The sequence below is a fragment of the Streptococcus raffinosi genome, from assembly GCF_030284685.1.
Lineage (GTDB): Bacteria > Bacillota > Bacilli > Lactobacillales > Streptococcaceae > Streptococcus > Streptococcus raffinosi.
In genome coordinates this window covers 1-19,725 of the sequence record NZ_JASUZV010000018.1, presented here as the reverse complement: position 1 = coordinate 19,725, position 19,725 = coordinate 1, and the positions used below count along the sequence as shown (strand labels likewise).

Sequence of the window (19,725 nt, the reverse complement as noted above, 5' to 3'; positions counted from 1 at the left end):
GGGGTGAGTGTTTTATACATTTTCAAAAAGTGGGGTATAGGAAGTGTTGAGCTTCAAAGCTTTCATTTCCTCGTTAACATTGTAAATCATACCGCTAAAAATCAAGAAGGTCCCTGGAATCATACTCAGTTGCAAATAATCTGGATTGACCAAGACAACTAACATGGGAACCCCTGCCATAAAGAGCATGTAAAGGGCACCGATGAAACCAAGCCTAAGAACTAAGCGGTTGATATAAGCACTGGTTTCTTGACCTGGATAAACACCATAGATGTATTCACCCGACTTGCGCATCCGTTCAGAGATTTGTTCACCACTAACATTAACAAAGGCAAAGGCTAAACCGAGAACGAAGAGCATGACCATATAAACGGCCAGCCAGATGGGTTGACCGACAGTCAAGGCCTTGATGGCACCACTGGTCCACTTGTTTTCAGGATGGATAAATTGAATCAGCATAAAGACGTACTGAGGAATGCTGACTAGAGACATGGCATACATGAAAGGCATCCCTCCAGCTGGATTCAACATAATATCCAAGTAAGAATATTGTTTGAAGCGGTTATGAATATTGATTTTATTAATTGAAATACGATATCTGGCCCGTTGGACAACTCCTGAAATATAGAGGAAGACCAAACTGAACAGGATTAAGGGAAGAAAGACATCCCAACCGATACCTAACTTATCAAAACTCTCCATGACTTGGAAAGGCAAATTAGCCATCATACTTGCCATCAAGATGACAATGGAACCACCAATCCCAAAGAGGGAGTTAAGATCTGATAGCCAGACCAAGAAAAAAGTCCCGGCAATCAACAGAATCGTATTCATAAAAATGGCGAGGCCAGCATTGACCCCGGAGACGATAGGCAGGTTTAAGGACACTGCCAAGGACTGGACGACTGCGATTGCTAGAGTCAAATACATTCGCCTACGGTCCTGAATTTCAATAGGGAGGTTTTTTAAGCCCATTTTCTTAGAGAAAGAAAACATCTGCCAAAGAATCATGGCCGACATCCAAGGCGACAAGCCCACTGAGAAAAGTGACATGGACCTGAGGTTTCCTCCCATCATTGCACTAGAGAAAGCCAAGGAACCTATGACTCCTCCAAAGATATTGGCATGTTTCAAATCCACAAAAGGAAGAACCAATTGATTCCCTACACAATAAATGAAGAGGAAAAAGATGGTCCATAAGACACGCTTGGTAATTATCGATTGACTAATTTTTTTCACTATTACTCCTACTTCCTGCCTCTGTGGACAGGCTAATCTTACCTTATGAAAGGCGAGACAGACATTACTCTCTGTCTAAGTCACTGAGTTTTTTATTTCCTATTCATACCAAAACCAAACGAGCAAAAGCCTCATCAAAGGCTCTTTTTACGCATTTGACGAATGGTCTCAGCCATCTCTTTCCAACGATCTCTTGAGTAAGTCTGTTGGTTATGTTTGGTTGACTTGAGATCCTCAAAACCTAGAATGGGTTTATTTTCGAACCTAAAGGCATCAAGGATTTCCACTACCTTTCTTCCAGGATTAATATCCAAAAGGAGGTCACTGGTATGAACCAACTCCAAGTCTAAACCATTTAAGCCTGCAATGGCTGAGTAAACTGTCACATTAGGATAAGTAATTAATTGTGCCAGTTTATCTGAAACATGCTGGCGACAGGCAATCTTAAACTGAACCTTAGGAAGCGCAGAGATAAGATCTGTCAAATGCGGAATTTCTGCAATATTGGTATAAATCAGGCAGGTAAATGGACGCCCCTTCGGATAAATCATATCCTCTAAGAGTGGTAGCAAGCCAGGATTATTCCCCACCTCAGACCAATCCATTTGGGCATAGAACCACCAAACGTCACGATAGGCTTGACAGGCTAAAGGCAACCAAGGCTTACGATGTGAGGCGTAGTGTAGAACCTTAGGATAAGATTGTCCATTAGGCAAATGGAAACCAGCCAAACTCGACTTGGTGACGGCATAGTTATTGTCAAAAGACAAGGGCAACCAGTTATTACGGAAGACCATATTCAAAATAGACTGCTCCGCAAATGGTACCTTATCATGCCACTCACTGGTCATGTCAATTAAGTGGCGTCTCATGTTGTACTGCTTCCAATAGGCAGTATCAATCACCATGAACCCGGCATCAAACATATACTGACGGTCCTGAACCTGAATAGCATAATCACGTACAGCAGCCAGAGGGCGACCCTGCAAATCAAGTGTGAAAAGATCCTCCAGTGAACCCGTAACCACCATATCACTATCCAGATACAGTGCCTGTTCCTCAGACACAAAATCAGCTACAAAATAGCGGAGATAGCTGGCATAGTTACTATTAGTCTTGTATTGCTTGATCTGACTACTGTCCACACGACAGTTAATCACCTCACTACCAAAAGCAGCCAGATGACGGTTGAGCCCCCTGAACCATTCTTGTGAGAAATCATCGTTAATCAAGTAAAAACGGATATTACGATGGTGAAAAATGATGGACTTCATGGTCGCAAGCACTTGATCAACATAACCATAGTTAGCCGCTAGGACAATAGCACGCTTTTTGGTCTCATAACGTTGAGGCGCTAAGCGTAAGACCTGATATTTTTCCTGAATAGAGCGGTAGGCATCAGAATGCGTAAGCCCTTGCTCTTCCACATTTTTCAGGCAAGCAGCCAGCATCTGACGGTAGGTAATCATGTATTTTTCCATAGGGAAACCATGACTAGCCACAATAGCCAAGCGCTCTTCCATGGCGTAAACCAAGGTCATCATCCAGTCCTGCATCCAAGTCGCCGATGGCATCTCAGGACTCTCACGATAAATGTAGAGACCCTTGTTAAGGTAAATCGTGCGCTCACTCATGAGATAGGCCTTAAGATTGAAAAAGCCGTCCTCCCCCACATGTTCTTTAGGGAAAAGCAAGTCGTTAAACAAAGAACGCTTGTAGAGTTTCCCAGTCGCAGAAATCAGGGCGATATTAATGTTGTTAGTTTCTTCAAAGAGGCCGTCTATAATCTGAGCCGGTGAATAAACCTGCTCGTAATAGTCTTCATCTTTGATGTGAAAATAAAAGCGATTCTCCGATTCCTTATAGACACTATAATTGGCCACAGCAATATCAGCCTCATAAGCCAAAAGTTTGCTATAGAGGTCTTCCAAATAGGTTGACTCAACCCAATCTTCCGCATCCACATAAGTCACATAGTCACCCTTAGCTTGGCGGATACCAATATGACGGGCATCTGAAAGTCCACCGTTATCCTTTTTAAAATAAAGAATACGTGAGTCCTGAGCAGCATATCTACGGCAAATCGTATCACTATTATCTGTTGACCCATAGTTGATGAGAATGATTTCAAGATTTTGATAGGTTTGACCCAAAACACTGTCTAAACAGGTCTGAATCTGCTTTTCTACATTGTAAACGGGTATAATTACGGAAATTTTTTCTGTCATTTTTATGTCTTATTTCTTCTAACTAGTATTAGTGTTCTGTCTCAAACAGCTCCCTATACACAAGGACCCGTTTAAGAGGTTAACAGCAGTTTCTGCAGTCACAAAAGATAAGGACTGTCAGCACTTTCTATATCCTTTTCCCTGATTTTAACGAGACTTAACCATATTAGATTATATCATACAATCACTTAATTTTCTAATAGATTAACTTTTATATGAGGAATTTTTTGCAACATTATTTCCTTTTATTTTTCAGAAAAAACTGACAGTTGGGACGCTTCTAACAAAGGGACTAGAAAAAGAGATAGGTCAGATGACAGCTATCTCTTAGAATGGTTAAAAAGTTTGGTGGAGGCTCTTAATCTCTCTACTCCCCCTACCCCTTATCCACAATCTTAATACGGCTACTGCCATCGTGCGACTTAATGATGGCTAGTTGTTGGGCAATGCCTTCTTTCATGTCGTCCACATGGCTGATGACACCGACCATGCGATTTTCACCGATTTGTTCCAAGACGGCAATAGCCTTGGTCAGGGCTTCCTTGTCTAGCGATCCGAACCCTTCGTCGATAAAGAGGGCTTCAATAACGGCACCCTTGCTTTTATTTTGCACGACTTCTGAGAGGGATAGGGCAATGGCCAGTGCAGCAATAAAGGTCTCACCACCAGACAAGGATTTGACAGAACGCTCGCTACCTGTCAGCTGGTCATAGACATTGATGTCCAAACCAAAGTGATCACGTGCCCTGCGTCCTTCTTCACTCAGGACAAAGGAATAGCGATTATCCGTTAAGAGACCGATGTAGTTGGCATTGGCATAATCCAAGATTTGTTGGAAATACTGACGGATGACGTAAACTTCCAGATTGAGACGACCAGTTAGAGCCGTATTTTCTCCCTTGACCACCTTGACCAAGTCACTGAGTTCTTGGTGGGCCTTGAAGGCCTCTTGGTTGCTATCTTGAAGGGCTTTGGTGGCTTGGTAGGTAGCCGTCGCATCCTTAAGACCTTTTTCCATGACGGACACCTGAGCCAGTTGCTTATCATAGCTTTCCTGACTAACCTCTACAGCTTGTGTTAGATTGCCAAGGTCCGGCTTTTCTTGGTCTTTGATAAGCTCTTGACCCTTGACAATCTGCGCCTTCAATTCTTGTTTAAGAGTTTGGTAGCTTGTCAATTGAGCCTGGAGCTTAGGAATGGCTTGATGGTTAACCTCAAGCAACCAGAGCTGAATTTGCTCTAGGTCATTGGTGAGAGCTCCTTCAGCCATAAGATTTTGGTCTAGTTCAGCTGATAAACGCTGAACATCTTTATTGGCTTTTTCTTTAGAAGTGGTTATGGTCTCAACTTGCCCCTTGATTTCTCTAATATCGGAATGAAGTTGGTTGTAGGCTTCACCATTCTCCTTGACCTGTTTCTCATAAAGAGCCAAATCCTGCTTGGCATGTGCAATACGGTCTTGATAAACCTCTACGGACTCTAGCTCTGGATGAGCTTTCTGCAAGTCCTCTAGGCGCTCCCTAGCTTGGTCAAGCACCGCCTTGGCCTCTTGATAGCTCTTAGCTAAATCTGTCGTCTTTTCTTGAGCTTTACCTATCTCATCTTGATATCGGACATAATCTGTCTCTTCCTTATCATAGCGTGTTTGGAGTTCTTGATAATGCTTCTTAACTTGTTTTAACAAGTTTTGTCCATGACTGGACTCATAGCTCTCAGCAAACTCAAATTCAAATTGACCTTCAACTTGTTCCTTCAGTTCTTGGTAATGCTCTACCAGTGTTTGCTCAGCTTTTGCCACTTGGTCAAGCAGGTCATGACGTTTAGATTCGACCTCGCTCAAGGTAGCCTGACGATTTGACAAGGTAGCGACTTGCTTTTCTTTTTGAACTTGAAGCTTCTCCACCTGGTCCATGAGATCCCTCAAAGCCGCTTCATCAGCTTGATTCGCATCAACCTTAGGATGTTCCAGAGCACCACAAACCATACAAGGCTGACCATCCTCTAATTCTGCCTGCAACTGGGCAATCATGAGCTGACGGCGTGAGGCTATGGTTGTTGCTAACTTCGCTTCCAATTTCTTGAGGCTTTCTTGGGCTCGGTCAATTTCCAAAGACAGCCTTTGATGACGTTTGTCGGTCTTTTCCAACTCCTGATTCAAGTCCTCTATTTCTTTCAGGTCCTGAGCCAGTTGTTTTTCCACACTGTAGTCCACAGACTGGAGGAGTTTTTCGGCCTCATGCAAGCTATCTACACTAAGACGATTGGCCTCCAAATCTGACAAGGACTTGTTAAGAGTCTCAATCTTTTTCGACGCCTGCTGATAAGTTCCTTCCAACTGCTTGTAGTTAGTTCTTGAACGTTTGATTTTCTCCTGCTCTTGGGCCAGACTCTGGGCATAAATAATGTCCTCTTTCCAAACTCCCATCTTTTCTTCTTTTTGAAGAAAAGCCTCAGATTGAGCTGCAAGTGCCTCTTTTTGAGCCTTAACGTCCTCAAAAGCCTGCTCCTTGACACTTAAAGCTTCCTGCGCAATTTCAAGGTCCTGTTCTAATTGCAACAACTGCTTCTGATACTGCTTCAAGCTACTAATGGTTTCTTGTAAGCCTTGAGCAAACTGCAATTCCTCTAGGTGTGCTTTAGCCACTGCCTGTTCTTGAGCACCTTCCTCAATTTCCAGACGATAACGCTCCTTGGCTTGCTCCAATTCTTGAAAAATCTTTGCCAAATCTTGAGCACTTTGCAAGCTTTTCTGCAGTTTAGCCAAGTCCTCATGGGCATCCTTCAAGATGCTTTTCTGCTCCTTAAGACTTTCTTGACGCTGAGACAGAAGCTCTTCAAGACGGGCCAATTTTTCAGAGGCTGGCGTTTGGGCCAAGACGGCTAATTCCTCCTCAGACCACACCTGACTGGCAAAATGACCATTTAGCTGAGCCTGACGCTTATCCATATCCTTATTGCTCTGACGAAGACGCTCTTCCAAGCTCTTTTGAAAACGGTCAAAAATACCTGTTCCAAAGATTTTCTTCAAAATTTGGGTCTTGGTCTTGGAATCTTCTTTCAAGAATCGACTAAAATCATTTTGCGGAAGAAGGATAATCTGCTTGAACTGCTCGGCATTGAGCCCCAAAATCTGCTCAATCTGGTCACCAACTTCCTTGATTTTATCACCAAGTTTTTCAATTTCCTGACCCCCAATCTTATCCACAATGACTAGAGAAGCTGTTGCTTTTTGTATGGTCGTACCACCGCCTCGCTTGGCCCTCTCCTGCTGGAGAACACGCTCAATGCGATAAAGATGCTTGCCCTGTTGGAAGTAAAAAGTCACCTTGGTCAAGTCGTCCTCTGGACCAGCGAAGGTCGACCGCATCTCCTCGACATTACGATCACCACTGGTCGTCGCAAACAAGGCTACCGTCATGGCATCAAAGAGGGTACTCTTACCAGCCCCCGTGTCTCCACCAATCAAAAAGAGGGGAGCATGGTCAAACTGGGTGAAATTGATGATTTCCTTACGATAAGGCCCAAAATTGGTCAATTCTAACTGAACTGGTCTCATTGTCGGCTCCTCTCAATCTCTTCAAAAATACTTTCCACAAGGGCAGTCTGTCTCTCAGACAAGACATCACCCCCAGTCACTGTCTGGTAAAAATCAGAGACAATTTCCTGCGGCGACTGCATTTCCAAATCTTTTAAGTGCTGATCAACAGTCAAGCTTTCTTCCCTGACATCACCAAGACGACTGAAGGTGATTTCCACAATATCTGTCCCATAAATTTCTTCTAGACGGGCACGCACATTGACTCCCTCTAATTCCTTACGACTGGACAGTTGAATATCAAAGGCAAACCAAGCCTTTTGACAAGGCTGTTCCTTATAAAATTCAGGTAACATCAAGGTTTCAAAAGGCGCCTGCAAGGCTAAAATCGGGCGTCTAACCTCTAGAGGATGGAAGGCCTGAGACAAATCACCAGACGCATCCAATTCAACAATATAGACACCTTTTTCTTCCTTACGCTTGGCTTCTTTGACATTAAAGGCGACCGGACTGCCTGAATAGTGCACGCGCTTGGTTGGACTGGCAAAGCGCGTATGGATATGCCCCAAGGCTACATAATCGAAAGCCTTGAAAAGGTCACTAGTCACATTGGTAAGACCACCTACCGTATTGCTAGTTTCAGACAACATCAATTCCCGTAGACTTTGACCATCTTGGTCATCCTTCTTAGAAACCGCAAAATGCGTCACCAAAATATGGGCCTTGTCAGGATCAAAGGCTTTTTCCATATCTTCAATAATGTAGGCCAAGGCATCACCAATCCCCTGAATTTCCTTATCCTTATCATCCTTATAGTAGATACGAGCATCAATAGGGTCGATAAAAGGCAGCAGGAAAATCTGGCAATCCTCCAACTCAATAGGCTCAAAAGCCTCCTCTAAACGTGTGCTCAAATGAAGGCCCTGAGGTTGAAAAAAGTCTCGCCCAAAATGCAAACGTTCAGCCCCATCGTGATTGCCGCTGATAGCATAAACAGGAATCTGCTCCTCCAAGACCAAACGTGCCAAGGTCTTATTAAAAAGCTTAATGGCATCCACAGGCGGTACCGCACGGTCATAGAGGTCTCCCGCAATGATGACCCCATCTACCTGTTCCGAAATCGCCAAATCCACAATTTGTTGAAAAGCCCACTCCTGCTCCTCCAACAAAGACCAGCCATTGAGCGTTCGCCCTACATGCCAATCTGACGTATGTAAAAACTTCATGACAGTCTCCTCATTCGTTTTGTCTTACTCTATTGTACCTTATCAAACTAAATACTGCTTAAAAGAGTCACAAACTTAGTGACGTTTCTTGCTTTTTATCTGTAAAGACAAAAAAATCTCTCCCGAGCAATTCACACTCGAAAGAGTTTTTTTTAGTATTTATGAGAGATAAGATAGGAAATCTTAGTCTTGTTTTTTACGACGGTTCATAGCTGCAAGTCCAGTCATGAGTCCCATGACAACAACACCCATTGCTTCGAGGTTGTTACCTGAGTCACCTGTTACTGGCAATTGTTCATCGCCTTCTTTAGCTTTATCAGAACCATCTGCCTTCTTACCATCTTTATTTCCAGATTTCTTCTTATCTGAACCTTTACCGTCTGAAGCACCATCAGCAGCTGAACCAGATCCTGAACCCTTAGATCCTTTAGAACCGTTTGAAGTTGCTTTAACAGCTTTAGAAGTTGAGCTTCCACCATTAGCAGTTGAAGGTGTTGAACCATCTTCAACCTTGCGGTAGATGTAAGTAACAACTGTTTGACCTTCAGTCATCTTGTCTGTTGATTTACCTTCTTGACGAATCAATTCGTATTTTACACCATTACGGTAGATGTAACGGTCGCCGTGAAGGTTAACATCAGCACCAACAGAGTTAGTGATAACAAGTGGCATCTTGATTTGGTTACCATATTCATCACGGTAGATAACGACGATTGTACCAACTTCTTTGTTAACTGCTGGTTTAGCAGGCTCTGCATTGATTAACTTGTAAACAACCTTAGTATCTTCACCAGGATTGCTTGGTGTCACACCAGTCTTATCAGCCTTGTAACCTTTAATCTCAGGAACAAGCGTCATAGCAGCCTTGGTTGGGTCATTAGGGTCATTTGTGTAAGAGATTCCTTCAGCACCTGGGATTGGATTCCCTTTTTCGTCAACAGGAATGATCTTACCAAATTTAGTGTAAGTAACCGTTTCAACCTTGCTGTCCATAGTAACATCTTGAGCAGCTACACGGCCTTTATCAGCGAAGTAACCATTAACCAATGGTGTGATGACGAGGTCAAATTTAGTCTTATCTGCCTTCCATTCACCAGTTGTAAGAATATCGCCTGTTACAGAATCAAGGGTCAATGAACGTTTCCATTGTGCCTTTTGAACACTGTCTGCTGGCAATTTCGCATTGCTGTCTTTACTTGCATAATGAACAGTGTAAGTCACATCCTTGAGGTAGGCATCCTTAGCAGGCCATTTTGGACCATTTGGTTGGTTAGGATAGATTGGCGTACCTGGTTCGTGAGCATCATCTGGATTAAAGTCAAGTGCAACACGTTTGAAGCTTACTGTCCAAGCTTGATCTACCGTACTGTCCAAATCAAATGTTGCACCAGCTGGGTAACCATCTGTCACAAGGACATAGCCAAGGTCTTGATAGTGTTTGATGCGCTCAGCTGTCGAATAACCAACCGCTTCGCCAGATTTACCAGCTAAAGCAACGGTTTCAAGCGTAGAACCACCGGTTTCATCACGATAAGTGACACTTGCTTTTTGGTCATTCTTAACATAGACAACCTTAGTATCGCTAGACAAATCACCTGGTGTCGCAGGTACAACCTTAGCAGTGTATCCTGGGATAGTAGGCAAGTTCTTGTCAACAGCAATCATCTTAGTTGCATCGTTAGGATCGTTGATGTAGGCAGTATCTGAAACACCTGGAATTGGATTGCCATTTTCATCCACAATGATGAATTTACCAAAGGCCTTGTAAGTTACGGTATCAGTTGCTTCTGGAGCATCTGGAGTAACTGTCTTGCCACCTGCTAGGGCTTTATCAGCAAAGTAACCTGTTACAACAGGAACTTTAACGCTAGCATAGGTGTGGCTAGCTTCATTCCAAGTCACCTTACCAGTTGCTTGGTTATCTTTACCTGCAAAAGTATAGTCAGATTTCACATCTGCTGCCGGTGTCTTGTCGCCTGCACCTTGGAATGTAACCGTTTGTTTAGTTGCTTTAGTCACATCGTTAACGATAGCTACGTAAACGACACGTGTGTCTTCACCAGGATTTGATGGAGAGGCTGGAAGGGCTTTAACAGTGTAACCAGTGATACTTGGAATTGTCTTGTCGATGGCAATCATCTTAGTCGCATCATCTGGATCGTTTGTATAAGCAGTTGTTGAGATACCTGGAATTGGATTGCCATTTTCATCAACAGCAATGAATTTACCAAAGGCCTTGTAAGTCACTGTATCAGTTGCATTTGGGGCATCTGGAGTAACTGTCTTACCACCAGCTACTGCTTTATCCGCATAATAGCCAGTCACAACTGGAGTCTTAACTGTGCCATAAGTATGGCTCGTTGCTGTCCAAGTTGTTGTGTTAGTTGTAGGATCTTCTTTACCGCTAAAGCTAAAGTCATTTTGGGTGTTAGCAGCTGGTGTCTTAGCATCAGCACCTGTGTAGTTAACGGTTTGACTGGTTGCCTTAGTCACATCTTTAGTATCTTTTTCAACGATAATGTGGTAATGGTAACCTGGTGCCAAATATTGACCGCCACCATTAGCATCAATAGAAGCATCTAAACCTTGAGCGCCATTGGCAAATTGAACGAGGTCAACGACACGACTTTGATTGTAGGCCCAAGAACGATTTGAGCGAATCGTTGCAATACCGTTAACATAGTCATATTGACGTTCTGCTTTCAAAACATCCACATAAGCATTTGCTCTAGACTTATCAGCAGATGCGTACTTGATACGGTAACCTGCTGGCACTGGTGGAAGTTCTGTTATACCGGCATCATAGATTTTATTGTAAGTTTTACCGTTTGCTGTAATTGTTTCAGTTGAGTTGTTAATACGGTAGGTTGAAGAGTTTGGAATCTTGTTTCCAGCTTCATCCACATAGTCGATAATACCAAGGTTGGCATAGTTTACGACAACCACATATCTACCAGTCGCATCGTCAATGTAGTCATAAGCTCTCATGACACCATCGCTATCACGACCGACTTTAAGGTGGTTGATGTAGTCAATGTTAACAAAGTACTGTTGACGTTCTGGCAAATAGTTCAACTTATAGCCAAGGTTGGTCAAGTCAGGGTTGGTTGAGCCTGCTCCAGCATTGGTCAAAACAGTAAGCGCATCAACTGGACGAAGGTCACGGTTTGCGACCGCAAGTCCCATAGCATTGATGAGGTTTTCAGAGTTAAGACTAGCTTCAGCTGCGTTTAATTCGTTGCTTGTCACAGCCAACTCGCTTGTAGCTACTTTAAGGGCGCTATTAACAGCCTTTGATTCTGTGCTAGTAGCTTCTGTTGCTGTTGCAACTGAAGTGGCTGCACCAGTCGTTTGAGCTGAGACTTGTCCAGCTACAGGAGCCTCAGTGGCTGCTGTTGAGCTAAGGGCTTGTGCACTTGTAGCTACTGAAGTTGCTTGCGCTGCTGCAGACTCAGAGCTAACTTGTGAAGCAGCATGTGACGCTACTTCTGAGCTAGCTGCTGTTTGACTAGTCGAAGTTGCCTGGCTGGCTGGTGCTACTGATTGGGACTGTTCGCTGGCCAAAGCCACAGTTGACACTGAGCTTGGTGCATTTTCTGTTGTTGTTGGGGCCGTTGATGCCGCTGCCGGTGTTGACTGTTCTACAACCACATCAGGTTCAGCAGTTGTTGCCATACCTGTAGTAGCTGGTGCTACCGTTTCATCAGCTTGTGCGCCCTGTGCATTTGAAAAGATTGAAACTCCCAAAAGAACAGAGGCTACACCAAAGCTGTATTTCCGTAATGAAAAATGTTGGCGTTTATTAAACATATCTCTCATAGTAATAAAATTCCTCAATATCCAAATTACTTTATATACGTCTTCCATTTTATACCATAATTATTAAATTGTCAAATATATACTAATAATTGTTTGTAAATTTAATTTTTCTTAGAAAACATTAATCTTTGTCCCTTATCTAAATCCTTTGATTTATCAAAGCGTTCTAACCATAACTTTCCAAAATGAACCACTTTGTCAGTTTTATAATTTTCAAAAGACTTTCATAAGCAGACTCTTTTTATTAAAAATCCGTCTCCACGCTACTCTTTTATGTTCTTTTTATGATAAGGATTAAAAAATACAAGATCAATCGGTGATAAGCTGACCTTATGCTTTCCCTATTGCCAATCTAATGATAGAAAATACCTCTCTCCGCTAATTTTTTGACAAGACTCAAAAATCCCCTTGGATGTTTTCCAAGAGGGATTCTTTGAGCTATTATTTGAAAATAGAGCTTGTGAAACTATCTGTTTCTTGCAAGAGTTTCTTGTAGACAGCTTCTTTAAGTTTAGTCGTATGACTTGTTGACACTGACTTATTACCATTCTTATCCGTCTTGATACTTGCTGCATCTTTGGCAACAGCATCCTTGAACAAGGTCAATAAATCATTGTAAGAGGCAACACTTGTGCCATCAATCGTTACTGGTGTCATGCCATGTGACGCTTTTTCTTTTACTTCTTTGAAGTAGGCCTTCTTGAAGGCTTCTAGAGAGGTGAATTGACCATCCGAAATCTTGCTGATGATAAAGTCATCACCCAGAGTATTCTTACCGGCTGCTTTGGCTTCTTGTTTATACTTGTTCGTCGCATAACCAAGGAAGCCTTTTTCATAACCATAGTAACCCCAAAGTCTGAAGGTATTATGCTTGAAGGACATGGCACCAGGAGAACCCTCGCTGGTATTTCCACCATAAATGGCAGACATCATAGGCACATTGACATAGGCAGAAGAGAAATCATCAGGTTTATAGACACCATTTCCTGGACCACGATTGGTCATGAAGTTGTTGTCCACAAGGTCATCAATAGAGGTCAATCTAATAGCCTTTTCACTATCGTTCAAAGGACGAACCTTATCGTATTGATTTTTGCTGCTACCACGCATTTCCTTATCGACCTTCTTGAACCATGCGTTATTGAGGTCCTGATTTCCTTGACTGAGGACTGCTTCCCCTTCAAGTGAGTCAAGAAGCATGAGGGTATCGTTGTAGCCCCTCATGTAACGGTCGATGGCTTCACGTGATTTCAACTTGTTTGGATTAGTGTCATACCATTGATTACCATCGTTAGGGCGTTCAAAGGCCATATTGAGTCCTAGTGCTCCGTATTCACCTTGGTGACCCTGAGTAGCTGGTGATTGAAGAAGACCTTGGGCATAAGCTTCAACGTCTGTTCCTTCACGACGACCATAATCCCCAAAGTAGGCAATACGGTCATTGACGTGGGTTGTTTCATGCGTGAAGGCCGAAGCACCATACTCACTAATCATATTAGACATAACGAAAGTAACTTTGGCACGATTATCGAAGGCATTGTCATAGATAGCAGCATAGGCACCGGCCATAGCTCCGTTGTCTCCATAGTATTCGCCGACTGGGCCATAGATTTCACGAATTGGCGCATAGATATCTTTACTGTCTTTAAATTGGCCGTAGCGATCTGGCCAACCTGGCCAACCATGACCCCAGACATAGTAACCTTCCCAGACCGGAATGACAATATCCTTGAACAATCTGTCCTTAACCTTATCGGTAGCCAATCGTTGCCAGAAATCAAGATAGTTAATTTGACGTTGAGCAGCCAAATCAATCTCAGGCTTGAATTTTTCCAAGGTCGTGTTGTATTTATTGGCTGTACCATAAGACATGGTGTCATAAGTAGAAATCAAGAACATCTGTGTCTTATCAAGATTCAACAAAGGAAGAATCATCTTTCGATGCAAGCCACGGGTTAAGTTATCATAAGCACGGTACTTGTGCTCGCCGACACCTTGGTTTTGAGAAGCTTTCTCGACAACATAGACCTTATCCTTAGTCGCATCAATGAACCAATCGTTCATATTATCAATAGTGGTAAAGAGTTTTCGATTGTAGTTGAGGAAGTCGTTTAAATCTCCAGATTTAGTATATTTCGCTAGAACTTCACCGAAAGCATCATATGTTCTTGAACCACTGATACTATTTTCCTTAGAGCCGATTTCAATCAAGCGGTCAAGAACATCCACATTGTTACCATAGAAATCTGGTTTAAAGAGCATGAGTTCCTTGATATTGACATCATCAAATTTCACACCATAGTAGCGATTCAAGTAGGTCAAACCTAGCAAAAGGGCAGCCTTATTTTTCTCAACCTTGTCAAGAATCATTTGTTGGGCAGCAGGTGATTGGTTGAGTTGATGATCCTCATTTTCAACTAGCTTAGTGACAAGGTTAGTCAAATTAGCCTTAACAGCGTCAAAGCTTTCTTCCAAGTAAAGATTCTTAATAGCATTGACCTTGTTTCCTCCGGTACGACCAAGTTTTTGGTAAATTGGGTCAGACTGCAACTCAATCGGTTTAAGGATATCGACAATACCGTTGATGAGGCTTGAGTGGTCTTTTTGAACGATATTTGGGGTGTACGTGATACCCAAATCAGTCACAGTGTACTCCTTAACGTTGCTCAAACCTTCGGAACTATCTGAAAGCTTGAAGTAGTCTTTAGTACCATCAGCATAGTGAACAATAATCTTGTTAGCATCACTTAAATCTGTGACAAAATTACTGTCTTTCATTGGTGTCACTGAGAGCACATCTTTGGTATTCAGGTTATGGTCTTTAGCCAGTTTGTTTGCTTGATAGACAATATAATCCTTGTTATAGAATGGCTGGAATTTCTCAATATTCTTGTAAGCCTGCTTGTATTCTGGCTTATAGTCTTGAATATTGGCGAAGTCTGATGGACTAGAAACATTGTTAAGGGTATTCAACTCGTAAGGTTCGCTGACAAATGTATCAGCTGTGATCTTGTAGCCTTCAACACGCTTATCAGCTTCTTCCTTAGTCAAATGTTTGAGTTTTTTCGGACTCTTGGTATCTCTACCAGTACCATCTTCGGCAGAACTATAGCCGATAACCCCAAAGAGGTCTTTGATATGAGGTCCACCATCTTCGTCATCCACATCATTAGAAGCAAAGATTTCTTGACCTTTGACAACCTTGGCATAGGTCACGTTGTCTTGAACAGCTCCGTAAGGCCAAGTCTTGGCAACAATACCACCAACATATCTTGTGTTTTTAACATCAAGCACACCTTTAGCTACTGAGTTTGTTACTCTAGCCTTGGTTCCTGACTTCCAGCTATTAAGCATGTAGGTGACATATGGTACCAGCATACTAGCATTGGCATTATTGGCCGTAATAGTCGCATCCACATAGGCTCTGTTAACAAATCCCATGTAGTTTGAGCCAGCAACCCCACCAACTGTTGAGTTATTACCAACAGAGTTAATCTTACCGATGAAGGCGACATTTTCAATCTTACCATCTTCATCAATCTTATTGACAATACCAGCAACGTCATTATTACCAGTAACTGAACCAGTCACCTTAACATCTTCAATCAGACCTTTGTTTTTAAGGTTAAATCCAACCGTCGCGATTTGATTTTGTCCAGGGCGATTGATGTCTACATTTTCAAAGTTGATATTCTTGATAGTTCCGCCATTGATGACATTAAACAATGGGTGCTCCAAATCATAGATTGCAAAGCGTTTGTCACCATCACTAATCAACTTACCGGTAAATTCTGAGGTAATGTATGACTTGCCATTTGGAACGACGTGACGAGCACTCATACTTTGACCCAGCCTAAATTCACCTGAAGGATTAGCCTGAATGGCATTGACCAACTCACCAAAATCATAGTAAACATTGGCTTGACTGGCCTTTGGTTTCTCAATGTAGTAGCTATAGGTTTGCGCAAAGTGATTTTGAGCATCCCGTTGCACCAAATTATCTGCTTCTGCAGTCACCTTATAAACCGCTTTGCCATCAACTGTTGTTTCTTCGATAGACTTAACTGCCAAGTAAGTGGTCTTCTGATCTGCCGAAGTCATCTTCAAGTAATAATTCGTGAGATCCTGAGGCACAGCTGTCAGACGGGTCTCATCCACTTCTGTTTGATTGTCATACTTAATCAAATCTGTACGGGCAAGGTCTTTAATCTCAACTTTCTTGAGGTCAAGTTGGATGGTTTGGTCTGCCAAGACCTGACTTTCCTCACCATTGCCACGATTAAAGGTCATGGTTGTTGTAAGTGTATAAGGCTTGTAATAAGCTAAGTTGGTTAGGTCAGCAGTCAAGGTCGTGCTAGGAATATCAAGCGTTTGGACAACTTGTCCATCTTGCTTAAGGACTGCTTTAATAGTCGTAATGGTTGCTGAACCTGGATTAGTCAAGTTGTAGCTCAGTTTAGCACTGCGACCCAAATCATCCTTGTCAATCTGTGTCAGTGTAAGCACAGGCTTTTCTGACACCTTAGTCCCTTTATGAACGATACGGTCTTGAACAGGAACGAGCACGGTTTCAGTGATAGTTGGTGCCTCAGACGTCTTATTCCCTTTATAGGTCTTATAGACCTTGGTGATTTTATTTTGACCTTTTTGGCCTTCTTGAACAACCTTAAGAGTGCCCTTTTCAAGACTATCATCCTCTTGGATAATTTCCTTAAATGGAAGCTCTACAATAGATTCTTCAGTCGTTGTTCCATCTAGAGATTTGCTACCACGACGAATTTTTCTAGGCTGTGGTACCTCGATAACCTTACCTGACACAATGGTTGGCTCACCAACCTTGACACCATCAATGGTTTGGTAAATCTTCTGGATTTCTTGGCTACCTTTTTGCCCCTCTTGTTCGACAACTTCTTCATCCACATACTTGCTATCATCAGTGATAACTTCGATAGGATAATCAATGGCTTGCGTTTCAGTCTCTGTGATACTTCCTACAACTGGGGTATGAATAGGGTTATCAGCTTGGACCAGGGCTTCACCTTCATGACCTGGTTCTTGGGTTCCTTTAGCTTCTAGTTTGCCTGTATAGTCTGGATTGGCTGGCTGAACAGTGGCTTCGCCTTCATGACCTGGCTCCTGAGTCCCTTTAGCTTCTAGTTTACCTGTATAGTCTGGATTAGCAGGTTGAACAAGGGCTTCGCCTTCGTGGCCAGGTTCTTGAGTACCGTTAGCGCTAATTGGGCCGGTATATTCCGGGGCGGCTGGTTGAACGAGCGACTCGCCCTCATGACCAACTTCTTGGGTACCATTAGCACTAATTGGGCCGGTATATTCTGGCGCGGCTGGTTGAACCCACGCTTCTCCTTCGTGACCGACTTCCTGTGTACCATTGGCACTTATAGTATCGCTACTGATTGGACCAGTATACTCGGGATTGACAGGTTGAACAGCAGCCTCCCCTTCGTGACCAATTTCTTGCGTGCCATTAGCACTGATTGGACCAGTATACTCTGGAGTGGCTGGTTGCACAGTCGCTTCACCTTCGTGACCAACTTCCTGCGTACCATTGGCACTGATTGGACCGGTATATTCCGGAGTGGCTGGTTGCACAGTCGCTTCACCTTCGTGACCAACTTCCTGCGTACCATTGGCACTGATTGGACCGGTATATTCCGGGGCGGCTGGTTGCACAGTCGCTTCACCTTCGTGGCCAACTTCCTGTGTGCCATTGGCACTTGTTGGCGCACTGTTTTCAGGAACACTTGGTTGAACGAGAGATTCTCCCTCGTGCTCGATTTCCTGACTACCCTTTTGCCAACTTTTTTCCGTCGTTTCTTTATCGGTGGCTTCTTGCTTTGGTGCCTTATCGTCTTTTATGGATGGTTCAAGCCCTTTAAAAACCGTCTCTAAAGGCTGTTCAAGTTCAGGTTTTGCGGAGTAACGAAGATAGCCAACATATTCGTAACCATCAATGGTGATGACACCCTTAGCTAAATCCTCTGCGCTAGAAACTGCCACGGTCTGATTAAAAGCACGCAATTCCTTATTTTGCAAAGCAAGCACTTCAACCGGCATAAAGAGAGTTTGACCTGTAGCCCCGATCAAAACCAGACCAATGAGTTTTTTACGGTGTTTTTTTGAAAACAGAAGGACAGCCATACTTGCTGTTGCCAACCCTAGACCTGTCGCCGCCCATTCTGTACTGCCTGTCTGAGGTAAGGTAGCTTGCGTGTCTCCCTTACGTTTATAGACCAAATAAAACGTATCTTCATTTTGATAGTCCTTAGGAATGGCATGGACCACTTGTTTCTGCTCTGCTGGTGTCAATTCATTTTCAGTAACATAGGCCAAATGCACTGAAGCATCAGCGCTGACTTGGTCTGCCTCAACAGGTTTAGACACGAAAAGACCACCTGCTATTAAGAATGTTCCAATAGCAACTGGTCCAACACCTACTGACAACTTACGAATGGCGTATTTTGTCACTTTTTCAACAACATGATTTGCTTGTTTCATTCATAAACTTCCTATTTGTTAATCGTTGTACCCCAAAGGCACGTCAAAAACAAAGACGTTATCGAATAAACACGCACTTTATGCATTTATTAACCTTCTTCCGAAGTCTATCATATCCTTTTTTTAATATTTAGGCAAGTATTTTCTCTAATTTTTAATCAATATAAAAAACTATTTTTCATCTGAGACTCAGTCTCTATGAAAGTTCTTAAACCGTTTCATAATAGGATTAGTATACATAGTATTTTCTATCAGTTTAAGTATCTTGAATCAAAACCAATTGCCATTCAATCTGTAGAACGTCTATGACATAGCAATTTCCGCTCTTTTTATCTAATATTTTAATATGATACTTACTCTCAAAAGCACACAAAAGAGACCCACCCCTTTCGGGATGAGTCTCTTTTTCGAAAACTGAAATAGTCATACTAACTATATTAAGGTTTTTGGTCTTTTGACTATTTTAGTCTTCTTTTTTGCGTTTTCCTGCTAAACCAAGTCCAGCAATTGTCATCAAACCACCAAAGAGGGCAGCTACTGATGATGTGTTTTCACCTGTTTCAGGCAATGCTTGTTTCTTAGTAGCGGTTGAAACTGATGACATTTCTGGATTAGCTGGAGCTGCAGATGATGCTGGGGTTTGTTTATGCATCATAGGAGCTGGAGCTGCCTTAGGTGCTGGAATAGTTGTTGCTGGAATGTTCTTATCCGCATCTGTACGAGGATCTACAACCTTGATAGTAACTGGAACTTCATCAATTGAACCATCTGGGTAAGTCACTACGACTGTTGTGCCCTTGTCTCCTGGTGTTGTTGTATCCACTGGAGTCTTATAAGTGAAGGTTGTTCCGTTTGGCAAGCTATCAACGTTACCAATTGACTTCTTAGCATCTGGCGTTTCACCAACATTGACCGTTTGGTCCTTAGGTGTTGGTGTGTTCTTATCTGCATCAGTACGAGGATCTACAACCTTAACTGTGACTGGCACTTCATCCGTTGAACCATCTGGGTAAGTCACAACGACAGTTGTACTCTTATCACCCGGAGTCGCAGTGTCTACTGGAGTCTTATAAGTGAAGGTTGTGCCGTTTGGCAAGTTGTCCACATTACCGATTGAGTTCTTAGCGTCTGGCGTTTCACCAACATTAACGGTTTGGTCCTT

Annotated in this window: 7 protein-coding genes; all 7 read right to left on the bottom strand. The window is 42.8% G+C overall.

Going from position 1 to position 19,725, the window contains the following annotated elements; genetic code table 11:
* Nucleotides 1-12: 12 nt before the first annotated feature.
* The gene (gene secY2, locus QRD39_RS09835) at nucleotides 13-1,239 is read right to left on the bottom strand and encodes an accessory Sec system protein translocase subunit SecY2 (protein ID WP_002889540.1); all 1,227 of its coding nucleotides are present in this window, start codon (nucleotides 1,237-1,239) and stop codon (nucleotides 13-15) included.
* A gap of 134 nt (nucleotides 1,240-1,373) precedes the next feature.
* Nucleotides 1,374-3,467, bottom strand: a complete 2,094-nt coding sequence (locus QRD39_RS09830) for a glycosyltransferase (RefSeq protein WP_285956374.1) — start codon at nucleotides 3,465-3,467, stop codon at nucleotides 1,374-1,376.
* 376 nt (nucleotides 3,468-3,843) lie between these two features.
* Nucleotides 3,844-7,023, bottom strand: coding sequence for an SbcC/MukB-like Walker B domain-containing protein (locus QRD39_RS09825; protein WP_285956373.1), 3,180 nt, complete (start codon nucleotides 7,021-7,023; stop codon nucleotides 3,844-3,846).
* Nucleotides 7,020-8,228, bottom strand: a complete 1,209-nt coding sequence (locus QRD39_RS09820) for an exonuclease SbcCD subunit D (RefSeq protein ID WP_285956372.1) — start codon at nucleotides 8,226-8,228, stop codon at nucleotides 7,020-7,022. The genes QRD39_RS09825 and QRD39_RS09820 overlap by 4 nt, the downstream gene beginning before the upstream one ends.
* A gap of 183 nt (nucleotides 8,229-8,411) precedes the next feature.
* Nucleotides 8,412-12,047, bottom strand: a complete 3,636-nt coding sequence (locus tag QRD39_RS09815) for a mucin-binding protein (RefSeq protein ID WP_285956371.1) — start codon at nucleotides 12,045-12,047, stop codon at nucleotides 8,412-8,414.
* Between the two features lie 441 nt (nucleotides 12,048-12,488).
* A complete protein-coding gene (locus QRD39_RS09810) occupies nucleotides 12,489-18,563 on the bottom strand; it encodes a ZmpA/ZmpB/ZmpC family metallo-endopeptidase (protein ID WP_285956370.1) in 6,075 nt (2,024 codons plus the stop codon).
* Between the two features lie 463 nt (nucleotides 18,564-19,026).
* On the bottom strand, nucleotides 19,027-19,725 hold a 699-nt coding region (locus tag QRD39_RS09805; protein ID WP_285956369.1), incomplete at its 5' end, for a Rib/alpha-like domain-containing protein.

Bases quoted from the DNA above. Each gene is read 5' to 3' on its own strand.
- QRD39_RS09830 (WP_285956374.1), bottom strand. From the start codon at position 3,467: ATGACAGAAAAAATTTCCGTAATTATACCCGTTTACAATGTAGAAAAG.
- QRD39_RS09825 (WP_285956373.1), bottom strand. From the start codon at position 7,023: ATGAGACCAGTTCAGTTAGAATTGACCAATTTTGGGCCTTATCGTAAG.
- QRD39_RS09820 (WP_285956372.1), bottom strand. From the start codon at position 8,228: ATGAAGTTTTTACATACGTCAGATTGGCATGTAGGGCGAACGCTCAAT.
- QRD39_RS09815 (WP_285956371.1), bottom strand. From the start codon at position 12,047: ATGAGAGATATGTTTAATAAACGCCAACATTTTTCATTACGGAAATAC.
- QRD39_RS09810 (WP_285956370.1), bottom strand. From the start codon at position 18,563: ATGAAACAAGCAAATCATGTTGTTGAAAAAGTGACAAAATACGCCATT.